Raw genomic sequence first — 23,506 nt, forward strand, 5'->3', positions numbered from 1 at the left:
TGCCCACGTTATAAATTTCTTAAAGCCCTCTCCATAATCATCACGTAGCATTGTTTTTATATCTGCATACCTTTCGTTGCTCTCAGCATCTCTCTCTTCCCCGGTGCGCCGGGGGCTTTCTCTACTTTAAGGCCAAGTGATTTTACGATGCGTTTAAGGTTGCCGGTAATAGCATAGGTTACGAATACGCCGCCTGGTTTCAAAAAGCTTAGGGTATGGCTTATGGCCGCTTCATCCCACATTTCGGGCTGGTAGGCGGCGGCGAAGGCATCGAAATAAATGATATCGAATTTCTGGTTGGAAGAGAAGTTAAGCAGTGGGCAGTGAGCGGTTTGCAGTTGGATGCCATTGCTGTAGTTGCTTTTGGCCGTTAACGATGCGGGGTAAGTTCGTAGGAAGTCATTCCAGGTGGTTTCCGATACGAATTCATCATACCCGGTTTGGGCAATCATATCGGGATGGAGGGGATAAGCTTCTATGCCGGTGTAATCGAGGCCGATATGTTCGGTAGCGCAATAATCGGCACTCAGCAAAAAGTTAAGCCCTGTTCCAAAGCCGACTTCTAAAATGCTGACTGTTGTGGGAGGTGAGGGTGCATGCTGAAGGAAATAAACAAGCCCCGATTGCAGGAACACGTGCCGGCTCTCTTGCAGGGCGCCATTACGCGAGTGGTAATTTTCGCCAACCTGCGCGTTGTATATGGTGTTAGAACCATCTGCAGTGGCAACTATGCTTAAATGTTGGGGTTGATTTTCGGCGATCATGATGATGCGCCAAAATTAAGGAAAAGTATGTAACACGGGAAGTTTGACGGAAGCTTTAACCACTCACCACCCTCTATTCACCACTCACCATTAAGCTACCATCGATAGCAGACTGTTCAACTTGTGGCAGTAATCGGGCAGGGTCACCTGGCCACGATCGTAAGCGGCAACCAATTCGTCGAGTTGTTTGGCTATGTCGCGCCTCGAATCTGAATTCAACTCGGGCTTAATGCTTTTCAATTTATGGTTAATGGCTTTGGCCATCAACAAAGGCTGTACGTTGCGGGTTTCGGCCACCAGTTTGCTCATTTTATGGCGTTGCTGCTTATCGTACTTCAAAATAAAATACACTATCACGCTGCCAACCACCAGGAAGAAGAAAAAAGTAAATAATGATGAGGAGAAAATTGCTTCCATAACGCCCTGTATTTTTAATATACAGTTAATACGATATTTTGGAACGATAGGTTGCAGAGAAAATTAATTTAGTAGAAATGTAAGCATGTGTTATTTTTTTAAATCACACATTATCAGTTGATTAAATTAGAAAATGTGGAAAACTTATTGAGCGGCCTTTGTTACCGGCTGCTTTGTTGCGCACGAGCTTAAAACGACTTAAACCTGCGCTTAAACTTGCGTAATTACGATTTATGCTTATTTTTAGGGCAAATATTGCAAGGATTTTAACAAAAACTTATGAGTATTAAGAAAGGCGTATTAATTTACGAGTCGGGTTTCCGTAAAGATAACGTAGGCGACTACGTACAAAGTTTGGCCGCCCTGCAATTTTTAGGCGGCAAAGCCGATACTTATTTGAACCGCGAATTGCTGAACGAATACACCGGCGAGGAGATAGCCCTGATTATGAACGGCTGGTTTACCCATCATCCCAAAAACTGGCCACCCGCTAAAGCCATACTACCCTTTTTTATCTCCTTTCACCTGAATGTGCTGGCGCAGGAACACTTTTTGAATACGCCGCAAATTATAGATTACCTTAAGCAGCACGCGCCTATAGGTTGCCGCGACCGCAAAACGGCCGAAGTACTCAATGCCAAAGGTATCGATGCTTATTTTTCGGGCTGCCTAACGCTTACCCTGGGCGAAACCTACGCCAACCCGCAAAAAGAACGCAAAGCCTATTTTGTAGATACCAAATACGAAGCCATAAAAAGGGATGCCTCGCTTATAGGTTTCAGCTGGATATTGCTGACGAAATACAATATCATCAAAACCATATCGCAGCGCCGGTCGGGCTTTACCAATTTGCGGTGGATGATACGCGCCGCCAGTTTCTATAAAACCTATTCGCCTTATTTTACCGATGAGGTACTAACCCAGGCCGAATACGTAAAACACGCCGACCCGCTGAAGACCTATAAAGACGAGGACGAGAAATTCGAGTACGCCAAAGAACTGCTGGGCAAATACGCCAAAGCGGCCTTTGTGGTAACCAGCCGCGTGCATTGCGCCCTGCCTTCGGTAGGGATGGGCACGCCTGCCATTTATGTGAACGACCTTAACCAGGGCGAAGTAAGCGAATGCCGCATGGATGGCCTGCTGGAACTGTTCAACGTAATTGATTTTGAAGATGGCAAATTAACCCCCCGCTTTAAATGGGATGGCGGTAAGATAGACTTCGATACCAAACTGAGCAACAGCCCGGCTTATTTAAAGCTGAAACAAGGTCTAATGGCCAAAGTGAAGGCGTTTGTAGAGAAAAATAATATCGTGTAAACGATATGTAGGTATAATCTCAACCGTAGAGACGCAATATTTTGCGTCTTTTTTTATTTTTAATGAGCGAAATTAAAATCTGTGAAATCGAATAAATCGATGAAACGGCGAAGCTCTCTTGAGCACCATTGAAAACAACTGATTGCGAAAAATCCCGGTTCCTGTTAATCCTTTTACCCTGTTTGCCGTCATACCAAACAATAGCTGCCAAGGTTCCGTTATAAGGCCAGCCGTATTATAAACCAAATAAATGCCTGCAAATAATTCAAAAACACGGGGTTCGTACCTTGATTGTTCGAAAGCTTTGAAAAGCGCAGGGGGATGTGCGATTCCCCTCTTGAGAGGGGTGGAGGGGTGTGTTTGCACGCTATGCGTTACGCCATTGCATGGTGGTGAACACACCCCTCCCACTACACAATCTACCGCGCCCCCTCTCGAGAGGGGACTAAAAACCATATTTCTAACACTCAAGGGTTTTGTACCCAAAAACAATCCTATATCTTTGCGCCATGTTTTTTAGGCCGTTCCTTAAAGCCCCGTTACCGGCTTTTATCATCTTATTTTTTGCGGGCGTTTGCCCGGCTTTCGCTCAAACTACCGGCAAAACCAACGATTCCACCCCGTCGTTTCAATTTAAAACCATCGTTATCGACCCCGGCCACGGTGGCAAAGACCCCGGTGCCCATGGCGCATATTCTAACGAGAAAGCCGTGGCACTCAGCATCGGCAAAAAGCTGCGCGATGCCCTAAACGACCAGATGCCCTACCTCAATGTAATAATGACGCGCAGCACCGATAAGTTCATAGAGCTGCATACCCGCGCCCAAATAGCGAACGATAGCAAGGCAAACCTGTTTATATCCATACATTGCAACTCTACCCCGCAGCGTATAGGCACGCGGCGTGGCGCGATGCTGTTGCTGTACGGTTTCCACCGCAAGCAGGAGCAGTTGGAGGCCCTGCGCGAGAACGCCTCTATTTACCAGGAGAAAGATTACCAGCAAAAATATAACGGCTACGGCGAAGATGCCGCCATGAACGCCATTGTGTTGGCAGCTTTCCAGCAGCGTTACCGCAAGCAAAGCGTGCAGTTTGGCGAGTTGTTGAATGCAGAATTTACCGATACAGATGGCCGCAGCAGTGCCGGCGTAAAGGAGCAGGGCGTATTGGTGTTGCAACAAAGCGGCATGCCGGGCCTGCTGATAGAAACGGGCTACATCAACAATGCCGACGACGAAAGATACCTCAACTCAGATGAGGGGCAGAACCAGATCGTACAATCCATCATCCGGGCCATCAAAAAATATAAGGCCGGTTTCGGCAATTAATTTATGAAGGGCGGTAGGCCTGTTCCCGGTTTACTCATTCCCGCTCATCCAAAACACTGCTCCGCCAATGGCCATAGCGGCTATCAATACGGCTATAAGGGTATCTAATATATACCTTAATATCTTTTTGGGCAGGGCCTCGCGGCGGTCTATAACAGGTATAAGCGTGTATTTTATTACGAAAAGCAATATAAGGGCGATGATGCTCACCAGGTAAAACACCTTGCGGAAGTGTATCGATTGCAGTATAGGATCCATATAATTCGGGCTAGTTGCCGCCGGGATAACAGCGTTTTTGTACTTATTGTTATCTTTAAAATGCAAATAGCCTCGTTTACGCTCCCCTAAGCAATTTTAACTTATTTTTTATTTGTGTAAACACAAACGCAAAGGCGTTGTTAACCTTATAAGAAAAAGAACATCTACTTAAAAGCAAACAGATATGAAAGATCAAGCAAAAATTATAGCAGCGCTTTTAGTGGGCGCTGCGGCCGGTGCCGCATTGGGCCTGTTACTGGCCCCCGAAAAAGGCGAAAACCTAAGAGGCGATATTGCCGATTACGTTAACGACGTGTTGGAGAATGCTAAAAACAAGGCACAAAATGCCGCCGGTAGCGTAAAGGAATATAGCAGCAACGCTGTAGATTCGGTAAAATCTAAATATAACGACCTGGTAAGCGGCGCAGGCAATGTGGTTGATAGCGCACGCGGTAGTGCCGAAGATGCTATTGGCTCAGCCAAAAATTATGCCCAAAACGGCGCAGACGAAGCCAAAAGCAGGGTGAAATCTGCCGCTAACGACGTAAACAGCTCTATACAGGGCGCATAAGATACTCGCTGCAATAACGCAAAAAACCCGGTGATGAGCCGGGTTTTTTGCATTTGTAGGGATGTGATATAAGATTTGACAACTTTTAAAAAGTTGTCAAATCTCTCTTGTTTAGTACTTATTTCACCACCCAGGTATTATCTGCCTTAACAGCATCTACAAAAATGCCGGTATCTAAAGTTACGGATTTTAAGCTTTTGCCTATTACCGCTTTGAAGGTTACCAGGGTTTGTTTCTGGTTGGTTTCCCAAACTGCAGGGGTTTTGTGGATGGTTTGGGTTGTGCCATCGGCAAAAGTTAATACCACATCAAATGGGATGGCAAAACCGCCAACGTTGCTCACTGTAAGCGTGTAGCCATCTTTGCCTTTTACGCCGGTGGTGATAGCCAGATCGTTATAGCCATTGCTAAAGAACCAGTTATTGAAGAACCAGGTAAGGTTTTTGCCCGATACGTTGCTCATGGAGTTAAAATAATCCCATGGAATGGGGTGTTTGCCGTGCCACCTATCCATATACCCGTGCAGGGCTTTCTTGAAAAGGTCATCGCCCAGGTAATCTTTAAGGGCCAGGTAGCTTAACGATGGCTTGCCGTAGGCGTTGTTGCCGTAGCCGCCTTTCTGCTCGCTGCTCATGGTTATAATAGGTTGGTCTTCGGCGGTAGATTTATCGCCTATCCAGCCGTTGATGCGGAACTGCTTGTAAAAGCTGTCGGCTTTGTCTTTGCCGTTTTCGGCTGTGCCTATCAGGTACTCCAGCGTGGTTGCCCAGCCCTCGTCCATAAAGGCGTATTTACTTTCATTGATACCCATATAGAATGGGAACCAGGTGTGGGCAATCTCATGGTCTTGCACCAGTTGCGCGAATGTTGGGTCGCCAAACTGGCTGTCGTTCACCATCATAGGGTATTCCATATCGGCGAAGCCCTTAAAGGCAGTCATTTTAGGGAAGGGGTAAGGCACACCCGGCCAGTTGGCGCTGAACCAGCCAAGTGCGTTGCGGCCATATTGTACCGATTTCTTGAAATCGAAAGCGGCATCCGGGTATGCAGCCTGCATGCTGCTGCGGCGGCCCGTGGCTTTGTCAACCACAACGCTACCAGCATCCCAAAGGTAATGGTCGCTTATACCCACAGCCATATCGCTTATGTTATCGGCTTTCCACACCCATGTATTGGTTGCATTTTGGGTGGTAACGTTTTTAGCCTTTAGGTCGGCAAGGGTAGCCACGTGTATGGTAGAATCGCTTGTGAAAGAGGCGGCAAGGCGGCTTGCAAACTCAGGCTGTAAAAGCTGCGCCGGGTTTTGCAGGGTGCCGGTTGCCCAAACGATAAAGTTTTTGGGTACGGTTACGCTTAAGGTGTAATCGTTAAAATCGTTGTAAAACTCTTTTGAGTCTACAAATTCTACGCGGTCCCAGCCCTGGTAATCGTCATAAACCGATACGCGGGGGTAGAAGTAGGCCAGGTAAAACGAGGTAGAGTCGATCATGCCCTCGCGGCCGCTTTCTTTGCTTACATCAAAATGCCAGATAAAATCCAGTTTTACCGAATCGTGTGGCATCAGGGGTTTGGTTAAGCCTACGCCGGCGTTTGTAGCCGAGGCAACTTTATTATCCCATTTCTTTTTTTGGCCATTCACCAAAAAGCTATCTACCTGTATGCCTTCGGTAAGGTAATCAAGGCTGGCGCCGCCATCGCGCGATGCGCCCGGGCGGTGGATGTTCAGGATCAGCTTTATGTTCAACCGCTTCAGGGTATCGGGGCTGTTGTTGATATAGGTAATCTGCTCAACGCCCTTTACGGTGCGGGTGGGCGGGGCCAGGGTAATGGCAATATTGTAGCGGCCAAAGTTTTGCCAGTATTTGCTGCCGGGCTTGCCATCGGGCGAGCGGGTTCCTTTGGTGTATGCCTGCTTAATTTCGCGCGGCATGTACAGGTTTTGGGCCTGCAGCTGTAACAGGAACAAACTGCATACAGCGGTTAACGCAATGGGTTTAAACATAAATTACGAGGTTATAGGGTGGATATATTCAATTTGATGATTAGGTGCGCAAATTAGGTATTATACCGCTAATAGATGAGACGATGATGGTAAACGAATTGTTACAATAGGTTTGCCATATTAATTTGCGTAGCGCCGATTAATTATTTTCCTTTGTTCAAAGTTATTTTAGTAGGGGTATTAAATAACTCTGCAAAGCCGGGCGAAAGCCCGGCTTTTGTTTTTTTAGGGGTATTTGATGTTGTTTTAGCGGCAATTTTTACCGCAAAGGACGCAGAGATTTGCGGCTCGGTTAGCGCAAAGAACGCAGAGCTTTGTAAACTGACTAATAAGGTTTTGCGTGATCGTTTAAAAAAACACTAAACTGGAGATAGGGAAATACTCTGCCAATTTCTAAATGACCTAACTTTATCCATCTGCAAGGCTTTGCGCCTCTTTGTGTTTCTTCTTTGCGCACTTTGCGGTTAAAATACCCAACCAAACAAATTCGTTTTTTTTGAATTTATCGGTTAGATTTTAGAATTTCTCTTTAGGATTTAGACATTCGGCTTTAGAATTTCTTCCTAACCTCTACTCACTAATATACTCCTTCGCAATCAGCATAAACAGTTTATCGTTGTCTTCCGATTCGTCGAAGTTTTCCTTCAGCAGCTGGGTAACTTCATCATAATGCAGCAGTTTGGCTATCATGATGAGCATGCGGTACGAGGTAATATTCACATGCTCAAGCACCTGCACGTATAACATCAAGTCCAGATCGTTCAAAACGGCAAGGGTTTGCTGCTCATCCAGGCAAAACTCATCTTTCATGATAGATTTGATGGGGTTGCAGCCGTCCCTAACGGGCGTTTCGCCTATTAGTCGGTAAATCTGCTCCATCCGCGCTATCTGCTTTTTTACGTCGCCGCCAATTTCTTCGATTGCCAGTTGCAGGCCTTTGAAAGAGGCAAGGCTGATGAGGTGGTCGAGGTTTTTATCCAGGAAGCATTTGCCGCCGTATATACGGCCAAGGTGGTGCTCGAAAACTTTTTTCAGAAGTATGTCGTTAGCAGCAGTTGGGGTGTCTATCATAATGGTATGATTTATTTAATGATTCGGTTACGGAAATAGCGCAGACTATCCTAAATAGAAATTTGATGGGCGCATGCTTTGATTCATTTTAATTACCGGGCTGCGGCTATATTGATACCTTTGCCCTACAGCAATACCATATATGAAATATAAATTAGGCGATTTTGTTCGCTTCGTAGACGAAAAAATGGAGGGGTACGTAACCCGCATCATTGACGAGCAAATGATTGGCGTTACCGGCGACGACGATTTTGAGATTCCGGTGCTGGCCAGCAAGGTAACCTTTGTACATGGCCATGCCAAATTGGTTGGCGATGAGCGGCCTGAAGACATCATAGAGGTGGATTTGCCAGCCGGCGAATTCAAAAGCAAAGGTGTTTTTGTAGCCGTAATTGCCGATGCCCGGGCCAACTCGGTAGTGCACCTGCATTTGGTTAACGAAACGTCGTACCAGCTGCTGGCATCGGTAAGTACTGAACAAAACAAGCAATATAAAGGCGAGTTTGCGGGCATCATAGAGCCGCGCAGCCACGCAAAAGTGTACTCGGCAAAGCTGGCGGATTTGCAGCTGTGGCCAAAACTCATCTTCCGCGTGTTGTTCCATACCAAACAGAACCAGCCTGCGCTTGCCCCGTTGGATATAAGCGAGCAATTTAAAGCCAAAGATTTCTCGGGCGCGAAAAAGCAGGTACCCTTTATCAATCAGTTGGGTTGGATGATACAGCTTGACGAACCCGAACTGGTAATAGATGCCCAGAAGTTAAAAGAAAGCTTTTTTAAACCCGCCGAAGAGAAGCAGGTGGTAGCAAAACCACAAGCCGAGGTAGACCTCCACATAGAAAAGCTGCGTACCGACCACCACTTTTTGGGCAGCAGCGAGATACTGAATATACAGCTCACCAACTTTAAGCACGCGCTTGATGCGGCTATGGTGCACCAGATGCCCGAGATTACCTTTATCCACGGCACCGGAAACGGCACGCTCAAGAACGAATTGCATAAACTGCTCAGCAAAAGCAACAAAGTGCAAACGTTTATGGATGCCCGTAAAGAGAAATTCGGCTACGGGGCAACCAAAGTGCTGCTGAAGTAAGGCTGATATTCGGAAATAAACTTTTGCGTATGAGGATTTTCTGCTTTGCTTGCTTGATATTTTAGCCTAATTTTAAGTGCCGATTAAAAACCAATAAAGTAGTAGATGCCATTTACCGCAGTTTGGATAGCGGGAAATGGGAGAATATATAAACGGGATTTTTAATTTGTTGAATTGTACTTAAAGGTATTAAAGAGGGCTCCGCCGTTGAGCGGATTTTTTCGATTTATGGATTTTTGAGCATGAAATTTATACCCTACGATAGTTTTCAAATTGAAACAACGCTCGATGCGGCAGAAGTAGAGCGTTTAATTGCCGCCAATACAGAAGCCCCCCAAGGGTGGCATTTAACCATGCCCGAGCCCGACTTTTTCTTTAAGGGCTGGATCAAGGACGGTGCGTTCGAAGTGGAGCGAAATACCAATTATCGTAAAAACGCCTTCGCCCCTAAAATAATCGGTTTAATAGAAAATACAGGTGGGCAATGTGTTGTTAAATTAAAGTTGGTTCCGAAAGCTCAGGCGATATGGTTTATGTTGCTTTTCTTACTTGTCACATTTGCAGGGGCAAGCATATTTATCATATCCGAAATAAAGACTCGTGCATTTATATGGGATGATTTACGGGCTTATTTGGCGTTTTTATTCGGGTATTTATTAATGATTGTCAGCTTTAACTTTGAGCGAATGTGGGCAAAGAAGTTTCTATCAAGGCTGATGCATGCCCAGGAAAACATATTAGCTAATTAGCGATGAGGATAGTGATTAACGTCAACGGTTAAACGACTTGTTTTATTTACGTAAAAGAATGAGAAACTATATCCCACACATTGTTTTGTTTGCGCTGATACTGCCGATGCTTTTTTTTGCGCTATTAGTGTCGCCATACAAATACGAATGGGAACCCGAATTGATGCAAGTCGATGATGATGCTGTGTCGTTCTTAAGACTATGCTCAGCGTTGTTGTTCGTCCCCGCCATCGTTGGGATATGGTTTGCCTTTAAGAAGCAGCAAAAAATCAAATACTTTTATCTTATAGTGTTAGTAACGGTATGTTTTAAATTGACATAAACTTTTTTCTTGTAGGAAATACGCCGTAGCCGATAATCTATAGAACAAAATTTATATGCAAACCTCCGATATCACCGATGCCATTTTCCTGCAAGCTGTTGAAGCTATCGACAGCGGTGATATTGCCACGCTTAAAACGCTTATTGCAGATAACATTTACCTGGTTACCGACAAGCTGCCCACCACCGAAGAAGGCTATTTTAAGGACCCATACCTGCTTTGGTTTGTGGCTGATAACCCTATCAGGCACGAAAAACTGCCGGTTAATATTGTTGAGATTACCAATTTGCTGATTGGCGAAGTAAAAGTAAAAGCGCAGGATACGGCACAGCATCAATTAGATTATTGCCTTGCACTAGTAGCTACCGGCCGCATTCCGCGCGAATGTGGGGTACAGATAGCGATGATGGATGCCTTGATTAACGCCGGCGCAAAGCCGGGTGGCGGCATGGGCGCATTGGCCCACGGCAACACCGAAGCGGCCAATTACCTCATAGAGCGCGGCGGGAAGCTAACGCTGGGCGTTGCCATTGGCTTACGGCGTATGGACGATGTTACCAGTCTGCTGCAAACTGCCGCCGAAAGTGAAAAGATTGCGGCGTTAACCGGCGTTGCTTTTTATGGCATGGCCGATATGGTGAAGTTCCTGCTGGATAATGGCGTTAGCCCTAACGGATACCCTGCCGCTGATAGCGGCTTCCATTCGCATGCTACACCGCTGCATCAAGCAGTATGGTCGGGCTCCCTGGAGACAGTAACGCTATTGGTTGAAGCCGGGGCAGATTTGAATGCTAAAGATAAAGTATATGGCGGTACGCCCCTTGGCTGGGCAGAGTATGCCCCAACCGAAGGCGGGAGCGAAGAGGAATTGAAGAAGTATGCGGATATTGCGACATATTTGAAAGCCCGACAGCAGTAAGTTTTACAATTCAAGGCAGATAACCTTTATTGGCTATTCAACCGTTTATGGTCATTAATATGAAGTTGATTCCCAAAGAAGAACTTTACCTGGTTACCGAACTTAGCGCGGCAGAAATTCAGCGTTTATTAAATCAAAATATTACTCCCGCTACCGATGGTGTTTTTGCGCGTTTATTTGCTAACGATAAATTTTTTAACGGAAGTGCCGTCGGCAAGCGGTTTGTGATACGTCGAAATGCCTATTCGCGTAACAGCAGCCCGCCCAATATAGTCGGCCTTATTGATGATAGCCGCAAAGATCTTACTTATATTCATCTCAAACTGTCGTTAAGCTGGGTTGGCCGGGCTGCACGAGGGTTGTTTTTGGGATTGATGTTTTTTATAGCGATTATCATTACGATAATGGTGGTGCATTATGATGCCAATCCCAATCTTTTAATTATTTATGTGATGATGTTCATTGTTTACGCGTGGGGCGTAGTGCTTTACAATTACGAGAGCAGCAATGCAAAGACATTTTTGAAGGACCTGTTGAGCGCACGGGAAGCCAAGAAACCAGCTTCGTTTAGTTGAATTGTTTGCTAAGAGCAAGAACAGATATTCATAAACTCTAACCGAAATTAATAATCGAATCTTTTCAACGCAATCATTAAATCATTGAAACGGCGAAGCCCTCTTGAGCACCTTTAAAGAATAAATAAAATGCGAAAAATCAACGGTTCAGACTCCGCACCAGGGATTGAAAGGGGTAGCCACGGCGCGGCAGGCTTGCGCGTAAAGGCAATGGGGCCGAAGCGTAGCGCAGCCCGGCAAAGCCCGGCCCGCAGGGGGTGCCATGATTAGAGAATAGCGTTTGGTTAATTTGAGATTAGTTTTCTGCGTCAAAAACAAAAGGCACAAAGAAGCACTTAATCTGCCGTTTTATCAACTATTTTTTTAACAGCATTGTCCAGTTCGTTGGCACTGTCCAGTATCATGCTGGTTATTCCTCTTAGGTTATGGTCAATCTCCATGTTGCTAAGTACGTTGGTAAGCCCGAGTATATTGGCCAGCGGTTTGCGCACTACGTGCGATTGTATAAAACCAATATCATATAATTTACCTGTTTGGTATTCAATTTCGGCTTTAGCATCCTTTAATTGGCGCTTTACGGCCACATGTTCGGTAATGTTGTGGCCCATACAAAAGATTCCATAAGGTTGTCCCTCGTCGTCAAAAATAGCTTTGAACTCCCATTGGGTAATCACAAAGCCGCCTTTGCCATCGTGTTTACGTAGCGTAGCCGGGAAGAGTTTGCCCGGGTTCTCAAAGCACTTACCGCCAACTTCGCGGCAAATTTTTACATCATCGGGGTGCAGGGTAATGTAAAACGGTTTTCCTACTAACGATTCTTTCAGGAAATCGAAATTGCGGTTGTAATGCTGGCTTACATGGATATACGCGTTATCCATCCCTATAATAAGCGAATAATAAAAATTTGATTTCTCTAACAGGTTGATGGTTTCGGTAAATGTTTCCATATAGGTTAACGGCATACGCCGGTTTCGGCTCAGCGTGAAGGTATTGATTAGCCAACAACTATCCTAATTATAGAAAATCTTAACATTTGTTTAATTCTGTGTATAGATATGCTGCTTCACGTAGGAGATAGGAACGAAAAAAAAGGATATTTTCCTAACCGCTAATCAACTAACCTCCAATCTCTGCCCGCTAATTATCTATATTTATGCACCCTATGTATAAGTTATATATGCGCATAAAAAGATTGATATTGCTCGCTATTTTGCCGCAGCTGTTAACCCTGCTGGGTTGCAAACCAAAAACGATGTATGGCAATAACCCGGAGGTAGGGAAATACTACAGCATCAACGGCATAAAAATGTACGTGGAAGAGTATGGCAGCGGTAAGCCCTTGCTGATGATACATGGCAATGGCGGCGATATGAGCGCCTTTACCGAAAACGTGCCTTACTTTGCCAAAAAATACCGGGTGATACTGGTGGACAGTCGCGCGCAGGGTAAAACCGTAGATGCTGCCGATTCGCTTAGTTTTGAGCAAATGGCCGATGATTTCGCCGTACTGCTTGATACCTTAAAAGCCCCCAGGGCTTACGTACTAGGCTGGAGCGACGGTGGCATAAACGCGCTAATGATGGCCATGCGGCATCCCGATAAGGTGATAAAACTGGCATCTACCGGTGCCAATTTATGGCCCGACAGCACCGCGCTTGATCCGCAGGGCTGGAAACAGAGCGAGAAGTATTATAATGAAAACAAAAACCGTGTTTGGAAAACCCCGCGCGCCAAAAACAGCTGGAAGATATTTATGCTCGATTGGAACCAGCCCAACATAAAACTTACCGAACTACAGCAGATAAAATGTCCGGCCCTCATCATAGCCGGCGACCACGATGCGATACGCGACGAGCATACCCGCCTCATCCAAAGCAATATACCCGGCAGCGAATTGTGGATTGTGCCCAATAGCGGCCATGGCACATTGATAGAACATGCGAAAGAATTCAACAAGAAAGTGGATGAATTCTTTGAAAAGTAGCGTATTTTGTCACCGTTTATTCATATATTGAGTGTTTAAACATTTAATTTTAGCTAATCTGAATCCTTTATATATCTTTGATGCATAAAAATATTAAAACACAATTTTAAACAAATGAAAAAGACGTTATTGTTGGCCGCTGCTGCATTGTTGATGCAAACGGCTGTATTTGCTCAAACTACCTGGAAGAACGATAAAGCGCATTCGCACGTAACTTTCACCATCACTCACTTAGCGGTATCTGACGTTGATGGTGTATTTAAAGATTTTGATGCTACCATCGTTGCTGCAAAGCCAGATTTCAGCGATGCTAAAGTTACTTTCGTAGCGCAAACTGCATCGGTAAACACTGATAACGAGCGTCGCGACGGCCACCTGAAAAGCGAAGACTTTTTTGATGTTGCTAAATTCCCAACCCTTACTTTCGTAAGCACAGGCATTACTTCTGTAGGCACAGGCAAATACAAACTTACAGGTAACTTAACTCTGCATGGCGTTACTAAACCGGTTGTTTTTGATTTTGTACACCGTGGTACTATCACCAACCCAATGAGCAAACAACCTTCTGCCGGTTTCAAAGTAACCGGTACTATCAAACGTTCTGATTTCGGTTTCGGCAGCAAATATGGTTCACCAATGCTGAGCGACGAAGTTGAACTGAGCGCAAGCGGCGAGTTCGGCCAGTCTAAATAATTTAGATAATACCATATAAATGTAAAGCGCCCCAGGGAAATCCCCGGGGCGCTTTTGTTGTTTATATGTAGTTCAGTTTTGTTTCTCGGGTGGTCTCACGAAGAGTGGACTTAAAAATCTTCACTTTAATCTGCACATCAATGCCGTTTACTTAAGAGTTGGCCCGGCGTATAGCCTCACCTAAATCCTCTCCAAAGGAGAGGACTTTAAGCCCCTCTCCTTTGGAGAGGGGTTGGGGTGAGGCTGCTAAGTAGCTTAAGTAAACGACATTCATCCGCACATCTGCACATTTGAAATTTGCACATCTATAATCTATTAAACGTCATGGTTTTGCCGATGAACTTAAAGTGCCAGTAGCCTTTTACTTTCAGCGAGCCATCTTTATTGATATAGGCCGACGAGTTCCAATGTTTGCCGGCCTGGGCATCGTATATCATGCCGTCTTCCCATGAATTAGTTTCGGGCTTATAAACCAGTTTTTCCAGCACGTTCATACCAAGTAACTTACGGTTGCGTAGGGCGGGGTCGGGGTTGTGCTTATCCATGCAGGTTTGCATGGCGTTTTCGCCCTCGCCATTGTTGAACCAAACAATTTTAGCTTTGAATTGGCTGTCTTCCTTATAAACCTGCACTATCAGGTTTTTGTCCTGGTTTTGCCATTTGCCGCAAATTTGCTCCTCGGCGGCAACTGACGTGCTTGTTGGGGTACCGGCGTTTGCCGTAATCAGCAGCAATCCAAAAAAGCTTAGTAAAAACGAATGGCTCATAAAAAACTCCCGGTTAAGATGTACGGCGTTGTCAGCGCAAATAAAATGCCAAAGCATTACATTGCTATTACGATTTAATACAGCCCTTTGTTAACAGTCTCGAAAATAATTTTTAGTACAGGTGTAGGGGAAAACGAGCAGAGGGGGGGGCGGCTTGAAATTCATTGTAGGGAAATTCACATATCATAGCGATGGGTTTGAAACTTTAAGTGTTCGAGCCATAATGGTCAAGCAATTACAGGTTGATTTATACTTAGCTGCAGCCGTTTCCGTCGACTAAAAGTCGACGGCAATGAAGGTGGGTTTGCGATCATTGGCGCAAATCAAATATGGTGAATTAATGCACCTTCATTGCCGTTCCATTTATGGAACGGATAAGCAATGCTGAGTGGCAATGAAAGTAAACTTTCAAAGCTCCGAACAATCAAGGTTTCAAACTCATCACTATGGTAAAGCAGCCGAAAAAAAATCCCTCGCATAAGTAAGGCTAACGAAAACGTAATAGTTGATTTATTCGCTGCCCAATGGTGTATCTCCCGCCCAGTTTATATATTTGAGAGGTAAACCAACACATCTCTCATTCATGAAAAAACCGCTACTGCTACTGCCGGTGCTACTGCAACTGCTTGCTGTCTCCGCATCGGCACAAACAAAAAACATATACCATAAGGGCTGGGTAGATTTTAACAAAAACGGCAAGATGGACGTTTTTGAGGACCCCGCGCAAACCATAGACAAACGCGTTGCGGACCTGATAAGCCAGATGACCGTTGACGAGAAAACCTGCCAGATGGCCACCCTGTATGGCTACAAACGCGTGCTGAAAGATGAGATGCCGGTAGACCGATGGAAAACCGAGATATGGAAAGACGGCATTGCCAATATAGACGAGGAGCTGAACAACCTCACCTCGCATACCGATGATGCCCCTACGCAATATTCATACCCCTTCAGCAAGCATGCTACTGCCATCAACACCATACAGCGCTGGTTTGTGGAAGAAACCCGCCTGGGCATCCCGGTAGATTTTACCAACGAGGGCATCCACGGGCTTAATCACGATAGGGCCACGCCACTGCCTGCGCCAATCTCGATAGGTAGCACCTGGGATAAGCCGCTGGTGCGCCTGGCCGGGCAAACCGTTGGCCGCGAAGCCAAAGCCCTGGGCTACACCAATGTGTACGCACCGATATTAGACCCTGCCCGCGATCAGCGCTGGGGCCGCGTGGTGGAATGCTATGGCGAGAGCCCCTTTTTGATAGCCGAATTGGGTAAGCAAATGGTGCTGGGCATACAGGAGCAGGGTGTGGCATCAACCTTAAAGCATTATGCCGTTTACAGCGTGCCCAAAGGCGGCCGCGATGGAAGCGCCCGTACTGACCCGCACGTGGCCCCGCGCGAGATGTATCAGATATACCTGTACCCTTTCCGCAGGGTGATACAGGAGGCGCACCCCATGGGCGTTATGAGCAGCTATAATGATTGGGATGGTGTGCCCGTAACCGGCAGCTATTACTTCTTAACCCAGTTGCTGCGTCAGCAATTCGGCTTTGATGGGTATGTGGTGAGCGATAGCGAGGCGGTTGAGTTCCTGTACTCTAAACATCACGTAGCTGCCGATTATAAGGAAGCCGTGCTGCAGGCAGTAGAAGCGGGCCTGAACGTGCGTACCAACTTTACCATGCCGCAAACTTTTACCATGCCGCTGCGCGAGTTGATAAAAGAGAATAAGATATCCATGAAAGTGATAGATAGCCGCGTGGCGGATGTGCTGCGGGTGAAATTCAGGCTGGGGTTGTTCGATAGTCCGTATGTGAAAGACCCTGCCGCTGCCGATAAGGTGGTGCATACTCCCGCCGACGCTGCCATGAGCCTGCAAATGAACCGCGAGAGCATGGTGCTGTTGAAAAATGCAGGCAACCTGCTGCCGTTGGATAAAAGCAAGCTGAAGAATATACTGGTTACCGGTCCGCTGGCTATGGAAACCAATTACGCCATCAGCCGCTACGGCCCATCGCACAACCCCGTTACCACCGTTTTGGATGGGATAAGGAACTATGTAGGCGCAGGCGTAAAAGTTAACTACGCTAAAGGTTGCGATATGATAGATGCCACCTGGCCCGAGAGCGAAATCATCGAAACGCCATTGACTGCTACCGAGCAGGCGGGGATAGATTCGGCAGTGGCGCAGGCCAGGCTGGCTGATGTGGTGATTGCCGTGGTGGGCGAGGATGTAGATAGGGTAGGCGAGAGCCTATCGCGCACGGGGCTGAACCTGCCAGGCCGCCAGCTGAAACTGATACAGGCTTTGCAGGCAACGGGTAAGCCGGTGATAATGGTCATGATAAACGGGCAGCCGCTTACCATCAACTGGGAAAATAAATATGTGCCGGCCATTTTAGAGGCCTGGTTCCCCAGCGTGCAAAGCGGACAGGTAATTGCCGAAACGCTTTTTGGCGATAATAACCCCGGCGGCAAACTCAGCATCACCTTCCCCAAAACTACGGGGCAGATAGAGTTCAACTTCCCGTTTAAGCCCAATGCCCAGGCAGGGCAGCGCGGGCAAAACAGCTGGGGCAAAACCAGCGTGAACGGTGCCCTATATCCCTTTGGTTATGGCTTGAGCTATACCACATTCGAGTATAGCAACCTGGTGGTATCGCCGGATAAACAGAACTCGCAGGGTGATTTCAGCGTATCGGTAGATATTACCAACACCGGCAGCCGCAAAGGCGACGATGTGGTGCAGCTTTACCTTAAAGATAACGTAAGCAGCGTAACCACCTACGAATTCGACCTGCGGGGCTTCGAACGCATAACCCTCGCCCCCGGCGAAAAGAAAACGGTGCAATTCACCCTCCACCCGGACGACCTTGCCCTGCTGGATAAAAACATGAACTGGACGGTAGAACCGGGCACCTTTACGGTGATGATTGGTGCATCGTCGGAAGATATTAAATTGAAAAAGGAGTTTGTGGTGGAGTAGGGGTTTTAGGATTTTTTTCGTATCCTTAATCATCTATTAACTAACACGGAAATGGGATTCTTTCAATCGCTTTTTGGCAAAAATAAATCCGCGGAAAACCCACTTGGCTTGCCCGAGAACGCCAACCTTCTTGCTTTAATAAGCAAATGGTACGCAAAACCTAACGACGATACTTATAAAAATGTGGTGTTGGAGTTGCGAGATGGCAAACCAACACTTTTATTGCCATCAAAAAATGATTTACCCGCAACCGGCGAATGGCAAACTGCCACTGAAGATACAACGTTAAACCTCACGTGCATTTATGAAGTAGATGGCTTGAAGGTTTTAGGAGCTTTTACAGATGAAGAAGCATTGCTTAACTGGGCAAAAACGCCGGTAAGTTATACAGCCATGAAATCTAACGACGTAATGGTGTTATGCGAAAATAACAGCATCAGCAGGATGGTGATTAATTCCGATAACTACAATATGTTTGTGTTATCGCGCAACCGCAAAACGTCGAAGCCATATTCGCTAAAAGCTAATTCAAAAATAATGGTTGGCCCGCCTGCCCGGCCTTTGCCCGCATCAATAATTGAGAAAATAAGACAAGGATTCGGCAGGCAACAACAGGTACTCCGGGCCTTTCAATATCTGCAAATAGCGGATGAGGTACAATCAATAGTTATCGGTATTCAGTTATCCGGCAAATCGGACGATGCCAAGGCTGCGGCAATTTTTGCAGTGGAGGATGCCATCAGAGGAGAAAACCTGGAACAACCAGTCGATATCATTTTTCTCGAAACCGAAGAATGGTTAAACACAGTCGCAAAAATAGATAATGCCCTGTTTTATAAACCCGGCTGATATATTTCCGCATGCCTTCAGCGGTATTTTTTATGCCCCATTTTTATAATGTTACCTATATTTACCCAACCTAATCACCACCAATGAAGCAACTCATTTCGCTGCTTTTATTAATAATCGTTTGCATAAGTTGCAGCAAGCCCAAGAAAAAAACCGTTGTTAAAAATAAGCACCCTAAATCCCAACCTGTTAAAGCCGCCCCTAAAACAGATACCTTACTTATAAATACCACATCGGCAGTTAGGGTGGACTTGGATTCGGTGCAGATAGAAAACCTGAGAAAAAAATACGGTGACGACGATTTTTATACAGGTGCCGATGACAATGCTTTTTATTCATATGGGCTCGATTCGGTAATAGAAGCAAAGAAGCTGCCTTTAGCAATTGCTAAGGGGCTCAAGTACAAGTATTTGAAATTTTTGCAAAGCGATGGTAAAACAACGGTAGTTAAAATTGACACGCTGCCGAGCCCTACTAACTATTATTTTTTTAAACCTTCCGCCACGCCGTATGAACCCGATATAACTGACCCGGAAGGGGAGTATAAGGCATATTTTGAATGATTTACCCGATGCCCCGAACTACTAAAATTTTCCCGTCCCCGCCGGGTCTCTTTGAAAAAGGACCCTGCGGCGGATGCTTTTAATATCCGAAAAATTTGTAATTTACCTAAGTGCTAACACTCGCCAAAAACCGTATCCAACCCAAAGCCATAGCAGCGATAATTACCCTGCTTGTTGGCGGCACATATATTTTAGATAGGATAGCAATGTTTTTTGCCCGCCCCTATTTGTTGGCGTATTACAATGCACGTTTCGTAAAGAAAACTGTACCTTACACTATTTTCGAGCTCACCTGGTTTACCACGATCATTACAGGGTACTTTCTTGTTGTTTATCATTTACTGGTGTTGATAGCAATCGCACTGGTTTTCTTCAAGCATAAATTCAAACCCTATAAACGCGAGTTGCTATTGGCATATGTTATTATAGCAGTTGCCGATATAGTGTGGGTTGGCGTTAATAGACTTTGGATAGATCGATTCTGAGAAAATCGCAAAACAGCCCGGTTTGCCTGTCTCATTTAGAAAAGGTCTCTCCCAAACATTTCTCCCCCAATCCCCTTTATTACAACGTGAACGACGACTTGATACTGGAAGATAACTGGACGGGCGCCGAAGGTTCTAATGCCGGGGGCATACCGGTAATGGTGCGTTCGAATGGTTTTTTCTGTCGGTAATAAAAAAGATTTTTGTATTTTAACACAGTGTTTACGTTAGCCAAAAGCGTGTGCACTATTTACATGCCCAAAATTACTACCCCTGGATTATTCGTCCTCGTAATAATCCTCATATTTTCCTGCAGCCTTGCAAACGCCCAACACATCTATTCCATTACGGGCAATGTGAAGGATGACGGCGGCAACCTGCCTGGTGCAACGGTTTATATTACCGGTACTAAACTCATTACGGCCTGCAATGCGAAGGGTGATTTCTGGTTCGGTAATTTGGTGCCTGGCACTTATGGCGTGGTGGTTAAGATGGTGGGCTTTAAGCCGGTGGCAAAATCGGTAACGGTTAATGGGCAGTCGGTTAAGGTTGATTTTAAGTTGGAGCCAGCTACCAACAGCCTGCAGCAAGTAGTGATACGCGCCGAAACCAATTGGGAAGAGCATTACGGCATTTTCCAGAAACGATTTTTGGGTACCACGCCCAATGCTGCCGATTGCAAGATTATCAACCCCAAGATACTCCACTTCCATTTCGATAAGGAGACCAGCGTGCTGAGCGCCGGTGCTGAAGAGTTTTTGATTGTAGAGAACCAGGCGTTGGGCTATCGTATCAAATACCTGCTCACCAATTTTGAGTATAACGAGCAAAGCAGCGTTTTAAAATACCAGGGATATCCGTCGTTCGAGGAATTACACCCGAAGACAGACCGCCAGGCACAAGCCTGGAAACGCAACCGCGATAAAGCGTACAAAGGCTCGGTGATACATTTCTTACGGGCTATATACAACGGCAATGTTTACACTAGCGGCTACGAAATTTTCAAGGTGTTGAATAAGCCGCTGCCCGGCGATGAGCCCGACCCGAAGAAGCCCATATCCTTCGACAGCCGGCCCGTGCTTTGCGATTCGTTGGTGAAAGTGGTAGATGCCGATTTCAAGGAGCTGAAGTTTAACGATTGCCTTTTTGTAATCAATTACCGCGAACAGGACGCTTCGGAACTGCTTGCAAGCGGTTACAAAATAGAGAAGCCATTGGGCTACCGTCTGCCAAACGGCCAGATTTCGATAGTGCGATTGCTCGACCCCAGCGTTACAATAGATGCAAACGGCAACTACAGCGATACCGGCGGCTTGATATTCGAGGGTTACATGGCTTGGGAGCAAGTAGCAGACATGATACCACTGGAATATGGCAAAACGGAGTAAGGTTGTCATATCCCGGTACAAACATTTCTGTATTGGATTCCTTATTATAGCATGAACGACGACTTGATACTGGAAGATAACTGGACGGGCGCCGAAGGATCTAACACCGATGGGATACCCGTAATGGTACGTTACCGCCAAAACCTGCGCAGCTTTATCGATAGCGGCGACTATACCGCCAAAATAACCATCACCTGGAGCTACGATACCGACGAGGCCGCAGAAATGCCCGCGCCGGGCGAGGCCAGCGTGATGGACGACCTGGAAACCAAACTGGTAGATGCTTTAGAAGGCGACAAACAAAGCATACTGGCAACGGTGATGGCCGGCCAGGGCGAAAAGCAATGGACCTGGTACACCGCCAATGCCGATAGTGCGCAGGAACGCATAGATACCGTGCTCTTCGATTTTGAAACGCTGCCTATCCGCATCGAAAAAGCCGAAGATCCTAATTGGGATGATTACTTCGCCTTTATAGTCGATTTCGGAGGGGCGGCCTGAGAGAGAAATTCTAAAACCGAAATTCTAAATTCTAAAAACGGGAGGTATGCGGGCGAATATATATGACACCTACATTGAGAAATCGTGTTAATCTTTAAATCATTCAATCGTGTTTATCGAGGCTATCAAAATAGTAATTTAGCGGCATGGAGACTATCATTGTTCGCGAGGCCACAATGGCCGATATGCCCGCACTGCTTCAATTTGAGCAAGGCGTAATTACAGCCGAGCGCCCCTTCGACCCAACCATCAGGCCCGATCCGGTAAACTATTACGACCTTGAGCTGATGATTGCTGCACCGCACATCCATCTTGTGGTGGCCGAATTAAACGGCGAGCCCATAGGTAGCGGATACGCCCGCATACAGGAATCCAAACTTTTCTTAAACCATCCTCAACACGCTTACCTGGGTTTTATGTATGTGTTGCCGCAGCACAGGGGCAAGGGCGTAAACAACCTGGTGATGCAGGCTCTTAAGAACTGGGCCATAAGCCAGGGCATAACCGAATTGCAGCTGGAAGTTTATTACGATAACGCCCCGGCTGTAAAAGCCTACGAGAAAAGCGGCTTCATAAAAAGCATGATACAGATGCGGATGGGCTTGTAAATAACGCTTGTGTAAATTTCATTGGCAGGCTTTTGGGTTTTGGGTTATCGGGCTGATTTATAATACCTTTATATCAGCACTAATCCATACAGCCATGAACTTTGCAAAATTCGCCTTTACCGATGGTATTAAAGCTTTACAGGAACAGTACGGCAGCCGCCAAAGCTATGCACGGATGGAGGGCCAGACAGATACAGAAGGTTTAACAGAGGCAGAAATCGAGTTTATTGAAAGCCGCGATAGCTTTTACATGGCCAGTATTGGAGAAAATGGCTATCCGTATATACAGCACCGTGGCGGGCCTGTAGGCTTTATTAAAGTAATAAATTCAGGCACCATTGGCCTGGTTGATTTTAGGGGGAATAAACAATATATATCCGTTGGCAATGTGCTAAGCCATCACCAGGTGGCGCTGTTCCTGATGGATTATCCACATAAAACACGCCTTAAAATTTATGCCGATGCCCGCATTGTAGATTTGAAAGACGACCCCGCCCTGTTTAAATTATTAGACCCGGCCGAATACAAGCATGCGCCCGAGCGGATGATGCTATTTGATGTAAAGGCATTTGATTGGAATTGCCCCCAGCATATTACCCCACGCTATACCGAAGACGAAATAAAAAGAGCCTTCGCCCCGCAAAACGAATATGTGTTAAAATTGGAATATGAACTGGAGAAATTAAAAAAGCAGCTGGCCGATATTAAATCCTAATTGCTGCCAACTCCGACAAAATAAACCGCTTATTGTTTCGTGAAAAACTGCGTGCGCTCATAATGCACACGGTAATTTTTACCATTGATGCTGTACGGCGAATTACTTATTACGGTGCCTTTCATTTGCAGGTCGGGATCGTGGAGGGCCAGTATATCATATTCCGCCGGTTCAAATCCTACGATTTGCGTGCTCAGGTAGGTGTGGTTATTTTCGGTACGCAGGGTGTAGGCGTGTTTCAGGGTTACTTTGTACTCGGTATCGTACGATGTTAGCGAGCCCGCGCCGTCAAAAGTAAGTTTAGTTTCCAACCCATGCAGGTAGCTTACCCGGGTAAGTTCGGCGCCGGTTGCGTTGTCGAATATCACATCGGTGGTCAGGTTGGCTTTCCATTCGCCTTTAAGCAAAGCATCGGTACCTGGGCCGCTGTTTTCTTTTTTGCAGGAAGTTAAAAAGCCCGCAAGCGCGAAAATCAATAGCATCTTCTTCATCATCAATGGTTTGGCAGGCGTTTATTGGTTTAGTAAATATACTGCTATTTAATTACTACGTATAGTTATTAAAAAAAGAGGGCGGGC

General features: G+C 46.1%; 27 protein-coding genes. 19 read left to right on the top strand and 8 right to left on the bottom strand.

Translation table 11 applies throughout. The features are described from left to right. Positions 1-56: 56 nt before the first annotated feature. Together mnmC2 and AC1DYT_RS17915 are read right to left on the bottom strand one after the other, a co-directional pair. Entirely contained in the window at positions 57-764 is a 708-nt protein-coding gene (mnmC2, locus tag AC1DYT_RS17910; RefSeq protein ID WP_477470903.1) for a tRNA (5-methylaminomethyl-2-thiouridine)(34)-methyltransferase MnmC2, read from the bottom strand. A 90-nt stretch (positions 765-854) separates the two neighbouring features. Further along, positions 855-1,181 carry a hypothetical protein gene (locus AC1DYT_RS17915; RefSeq protein WP_477459972.1) on the bottom strand — a complete coding sequence of 109 codons (327 nt, stop codon included), beginning with the start codon at positions 1,179-1,181 and terminating at the stop codon, positions 855-857. Between the two features lie 279 nt (positions 1,182-1,460). Between AC1DYT_RS17915 and AC1DYT_RS17920 the strand changes: the two genes are divergently transcribed. Then, the gene (locus AC1DYT_RS17920; protein ID WP_477470904.1) at positions 1,461-2,501 is read left to right on the top strand and encodes a polysaccharide pyruvyl transferase family protein; all 1,041 of its coding nucleotides are present in this window, start codon (positions 1,461-1,463) and stop codon (positions 2,499-2,501) included. Between the two features lie 509 nt (positions 2,502-3,010). After that, positions 3,011-3,829, top strand: coding sequence for an N-acetylmuramoyl-L-alanine amidase family protein (locus AC1DYT_RS17925; RefSeq protein WP_477470905.1), 819 nt, complete (start codon positions 3,011-3,013; stop codon positions 3,827-3,829). Positions 3,830-3,859: 30 nt separating this feature from the next. Here the strand turns inward: AC1DYT_RS17925 and AC1DYT_RS17930 are convergent, their stop codons facing one another. Next, positions 3,860-4,087: a hypothetical protein gene (locus tag AC1DYT_RS17930; RefSeq protein WP_477470906.1), complete on the bottom strand. Its 228-nt coding sequence runs from the start codon at positions 4,085-4,087 to the stop codon at positions 3,860-3,862. Between the two features lie 184 nt (positions 4,088-4,271). Between AC1DYT_RS17930 and AC1DYT_RS17935 the strand changes: the two genes are divergently transcribed. After that, positions 4,272-4,658, top strand: coding sequence for a YtxH domain-containing protein (locus AC1DYT_RS17935; protein ID WP_477459976.1), 387 nt, complete (start codon positions 4,272-4,274; stop codon positions 4,656-4,658). A gap of 118 nt (positions 4,659-4,776) precedes the next feature. On the opposite strand, the gene AC1DYT_RS17940 is transcribed toward AC1DYT_RS17935, so the two are convergent. After that, positions 4,777-6,660, bottom strand: a complete 1,884-nt coding sequence (locus AC1DYT_RS17940) for a M1 family metallopeptidase (protein WP_477470907.1) — start codon at positions 6,658-6,660, stop codon at positions 4,777-4,779. A gap of 153 nt (positions 6,661-6,813) precedes the next feature. On the opposite strand from AC1DYT_RS17940, the gene AC1DYT_RS17945 reads away from it, so the two are divergent. Continuing rightward, a complete protein-coding gene (locus tag AC1DYT_RS17945) occupies positions 6,814-7,023 on the top strand; it encodes a hypothetical protein (RefSeq protein WP_477470908.1) in 210 nt (69 codons plus the stop codon). 207 nt (positions 7,024-7,230) lie between these two features. On the opposite strand, the gene AC1DYT_RS17950 is transcribed toward AC1DYT_RS17945, so the two are convergent. After that, positions 7,231-7,731, bottom strand: a complete 501-nt coding sequence (locus AC1DYT_RS17950) for a DUF892 family protein (RefSeq protein ID WP_477470909.1) — start codon at positions 7,729-7,731, stop codon at positions 7,231-7,233. A 142-nt stretch (positions 7,732-7,873) separates the two neighbouring features. Here AC1DYT_RS17950 and AC1DYT_RS17955 point away from each other — a divergent pair, with 142 nt between their 5' ends. The 5 genes from AC1DYT_RS17955 to AC1DYT_RS17975 all read left to right on the top strand — a co-directional run bounded on the left by AC1DYT_RS17955 (position 7,874) and on the right by AC1DYT_RS17975 (position 11,389). Beyond that, positions 7,874-8,824, top strand: coding sequence for a Smr/MutS family protein (locus tag AC1DYT_RS17955; RefSeq protein WP_477470910.1), 951 nt, complete (start codon positions 7,874-7,876; stop codon positions 8,822-8,824). A 242-nt stretch (positions 8,825-9,066) separates the two neighbouring features. Then, on the top strand, positions 9,067-9,573 hold the full coding sequence (locus tag AC1DYT_RS17960) for a hypothetical protein (protein ID WP_477470911.1): 507 nt from the start codon (positions 9,067-9,069) through the stop codon (positions 9,571-9,573). Positions 9,574-9,631: 58 nt separating this feature from the next. Continuing rightward, on the top strand, positions 9,632-9,895 hold the full coding sequence (locus tag AC1DYT_RS17965; protein ID WP_477470912.1) for a hypothetical protein: 264 nt from the start codon (positions 9,632-9,634) through the stop codon (positions 9,893-9,895). Between the two features lie 55 nt (positions 9,896-9,950). Then, complete coding sequence (locus tag AC1DYT_RS17970; RefSeq protein WP_477470913.1) at positions 9,951-10,814, top strand: ankyrin repeat domain-containing protein; 864 nt, start codon at positions 9,951-9,953, stop codon at positions 10,812-10,814. Positions 10,815-10,873: 59 nt separating this feature from the next. Beyond that, positions 10,874-11,389 (top strand): hypothetical protein, encoded by a 516-nt coding sequence (locus AC1DYT_RS17975; protein WP_477470914.1) that lies wholly within the window; start codon positions 10,874-10,876, stop codon positions 11,387-11,389. Between the two features lie 335 nt (positions 11,390-11,724). Here AC1DYT_RS17975 and AC1DYT_RS17980 read toward each other — a convergent pair whose 3' ends face one another. After that, positions 11,725-12,336 (bottom strand): hypothetical protein, encoded by a 612-nt coding sequence (locus AC1DYT_RS17980; RefSeq protein ID WP_477470915.1) that lies wholly within the window; start codon positions 12,334-12,336, stop codon positions 11,725-11,727. A gap of 230 nt (positions 12,337-12,566) precedes the next feature. Between AC1DYT_RS17980 and AC1DYT_RS17985 the strand changes: the two genes are divergently transcribed. Together AC1DYT_RS17985 and AC1DYT_RS17990 are read left to right on the top strand one after the other, a co-directional pair. Further along, entirely contained in the window at positions 12,567-13,373 is an 807-nt protein-coding gene (locus tag AC1DYT_RS17985) for an alpha/beta fold hydrolase (protein WP_477470916.1), read from the top strand. 114 nt (positions 13,374-13,487) lie between these two features. Then, on the top strand, positions 13,488-14,066 hold the full coding sequence (locus AC1DYT_RS17990) for a YceI family protein (RefSeq protein WP_477459983.1): 579 nt from the start codon (positions 13,488-13,490) through the stop codon (positions 14,064-14,066). Between the two features lie 305 nt (positions 14,067-14,371). Here the strand turns inward: AC1DYT_RS17990 and AC1DYT_RS17995 are convergent, their stop codons facing one another. Beyond that, the gene (locus tag AC1DYT_RS17995) at positions 14,372-14,833 is read right to left on the bottom strand and encodes a DUF2147 domain-containing protein (RefSeq protein ID WP_477470917.1); all 462 of its coding nucleotides are present in this window, start codon (positions 14,831-14,833) and stop codon (positions 14,372-14,374) included. A 583-nt stretch (positions 14,834-15,416) separates the two neighbouring features. Between AC1DYT_RS17995 and AC1DYT_RS18000 the strand changes: the two genes are divergently transcribed. The 8 genes from AC1DYT_RS18000 (at position 15,417) to AC1DYT_RS18035 (ending at position 22,928) form a co-directional block, all read left to right on the top strand. Next, the gene (locus tag AC1DYT_RS18000) at positions 15,417-17,819 is read left to right on the top strand and encodes a glycoside hydrolase family 3 N-terminal domain-containing protein (protein WP_477470918.1); all 2,403 of its coding nucleotides are present in this window, start codon (positions 15,417-15,419) and stop codon (positions 17,817-17,819) included. Positions 17,820-17,870: 51 nt separating this feature from the next. Continuing rightward, positions 17,871-18,668 carry an SseB family protein gene (locus AC1DYT_RS18005; protein ID WP_477470919.1) on the top strand — a complete coding sequence of 266 codons (798 nt, stop codon included), beginning with the start codon at positions 17,871-17,873 and terminating at the stop codon, positions 18,666-18,668. Between the two features lie 83 nt (positions 18,669-18,751). Next, positions 18,752-19,231, top strand: a complete 480-nt coding sequence (locus AC1DYT_RS18010; RefSeq protein ID WP_477470920.1) for a hypothetical protein — start codon at positions 18,752-18,754, stop codon at positions 19,229-19,231. 110 nt (positions 19,232-19,341) lie between these two features. Next, positions 19,342-19,716: a hypothetical protein gene (locus tag AC1DYT_RS18015; protein WP_477470921.1), complete on the top strand. Its 375-nt coding sequence runs from the start codon at positions 19,342-19,344 to the stop codon at positions 19,714-19,716. Positions 19,717-19,970: 254 nt separating this feature from the next. Then, positions 19,971-21,104 (top strand): carboxypeptidase-like regulatory domain-containing protein, encoded by a 1,134-nt coding sequence (locus tag AC1DYT_RS18020; protein ID WP_477470922.1) that lies wholly within the window; start codon positions 19,971-19,973, stop codon positions 21,102-21,104. A 51-nt stretch (positions 21,105-21,155) separates the two neighbouring features. Further along, positions 21,156-21,605 (top strand): DUF695 domain-containing protein, encoded by a 450-nt coding sequence (locus AC1DYT_RS18025; RefSeq protein WP_477470923.1) that lies wholly within the window; start codon positions 21,156-21,158, stop codon positions 21,603-21,605. Between the two features lie 146 nt (positions 21,606-21,751). After that, a complete protein-coding gene (locus tag AC1DYT_RS18030) occupies positions 21,752-22,213 on the top strand; it encodes a GNAT family N-acetyltransferase (RefSeq protein ID WP_477470924.1) in 462 nt (153 codons plus the stop codon). 94 nt (positions 22,214-22,307) lie between these two features. Next, positions 22,308-22,928 (top strand): pyridoxamine 5'-phosphate oxidase family protein, encoded by a 621-nt coding sequence (locus tag AC1DYT_RS18035; protein ID WP_477470925.1) that lies wholly within the window; start codon positions 22,308-22,310, stop codon positions 22,926-22,928. A 29-nt stretch (positions 22,929-22,957) separates the two neighbouring features. Here the strand turns inward: AC1DYT_RS18035 and AC1DYT_RS18040 are convergent, their stop codons facing one another. Next, positions 22,958-23,422 carry a hypothetical protein gene (locus AC1DYT_RS18040; protein WP_477470926.1) on the bottom strand — a complete coding sequence of 155 codons (465 nt, stop codon included), beginning with the start codon at positions 23,420-23,422 and terminating at the stop codon, positions 22,958-22,960. Positions 23,423-23,506: the final 84 nt, after the last annotated feature.

It is taken from the genome of Mucilaginibacter sp. P1_D10 (assembly GCF_056406215.1).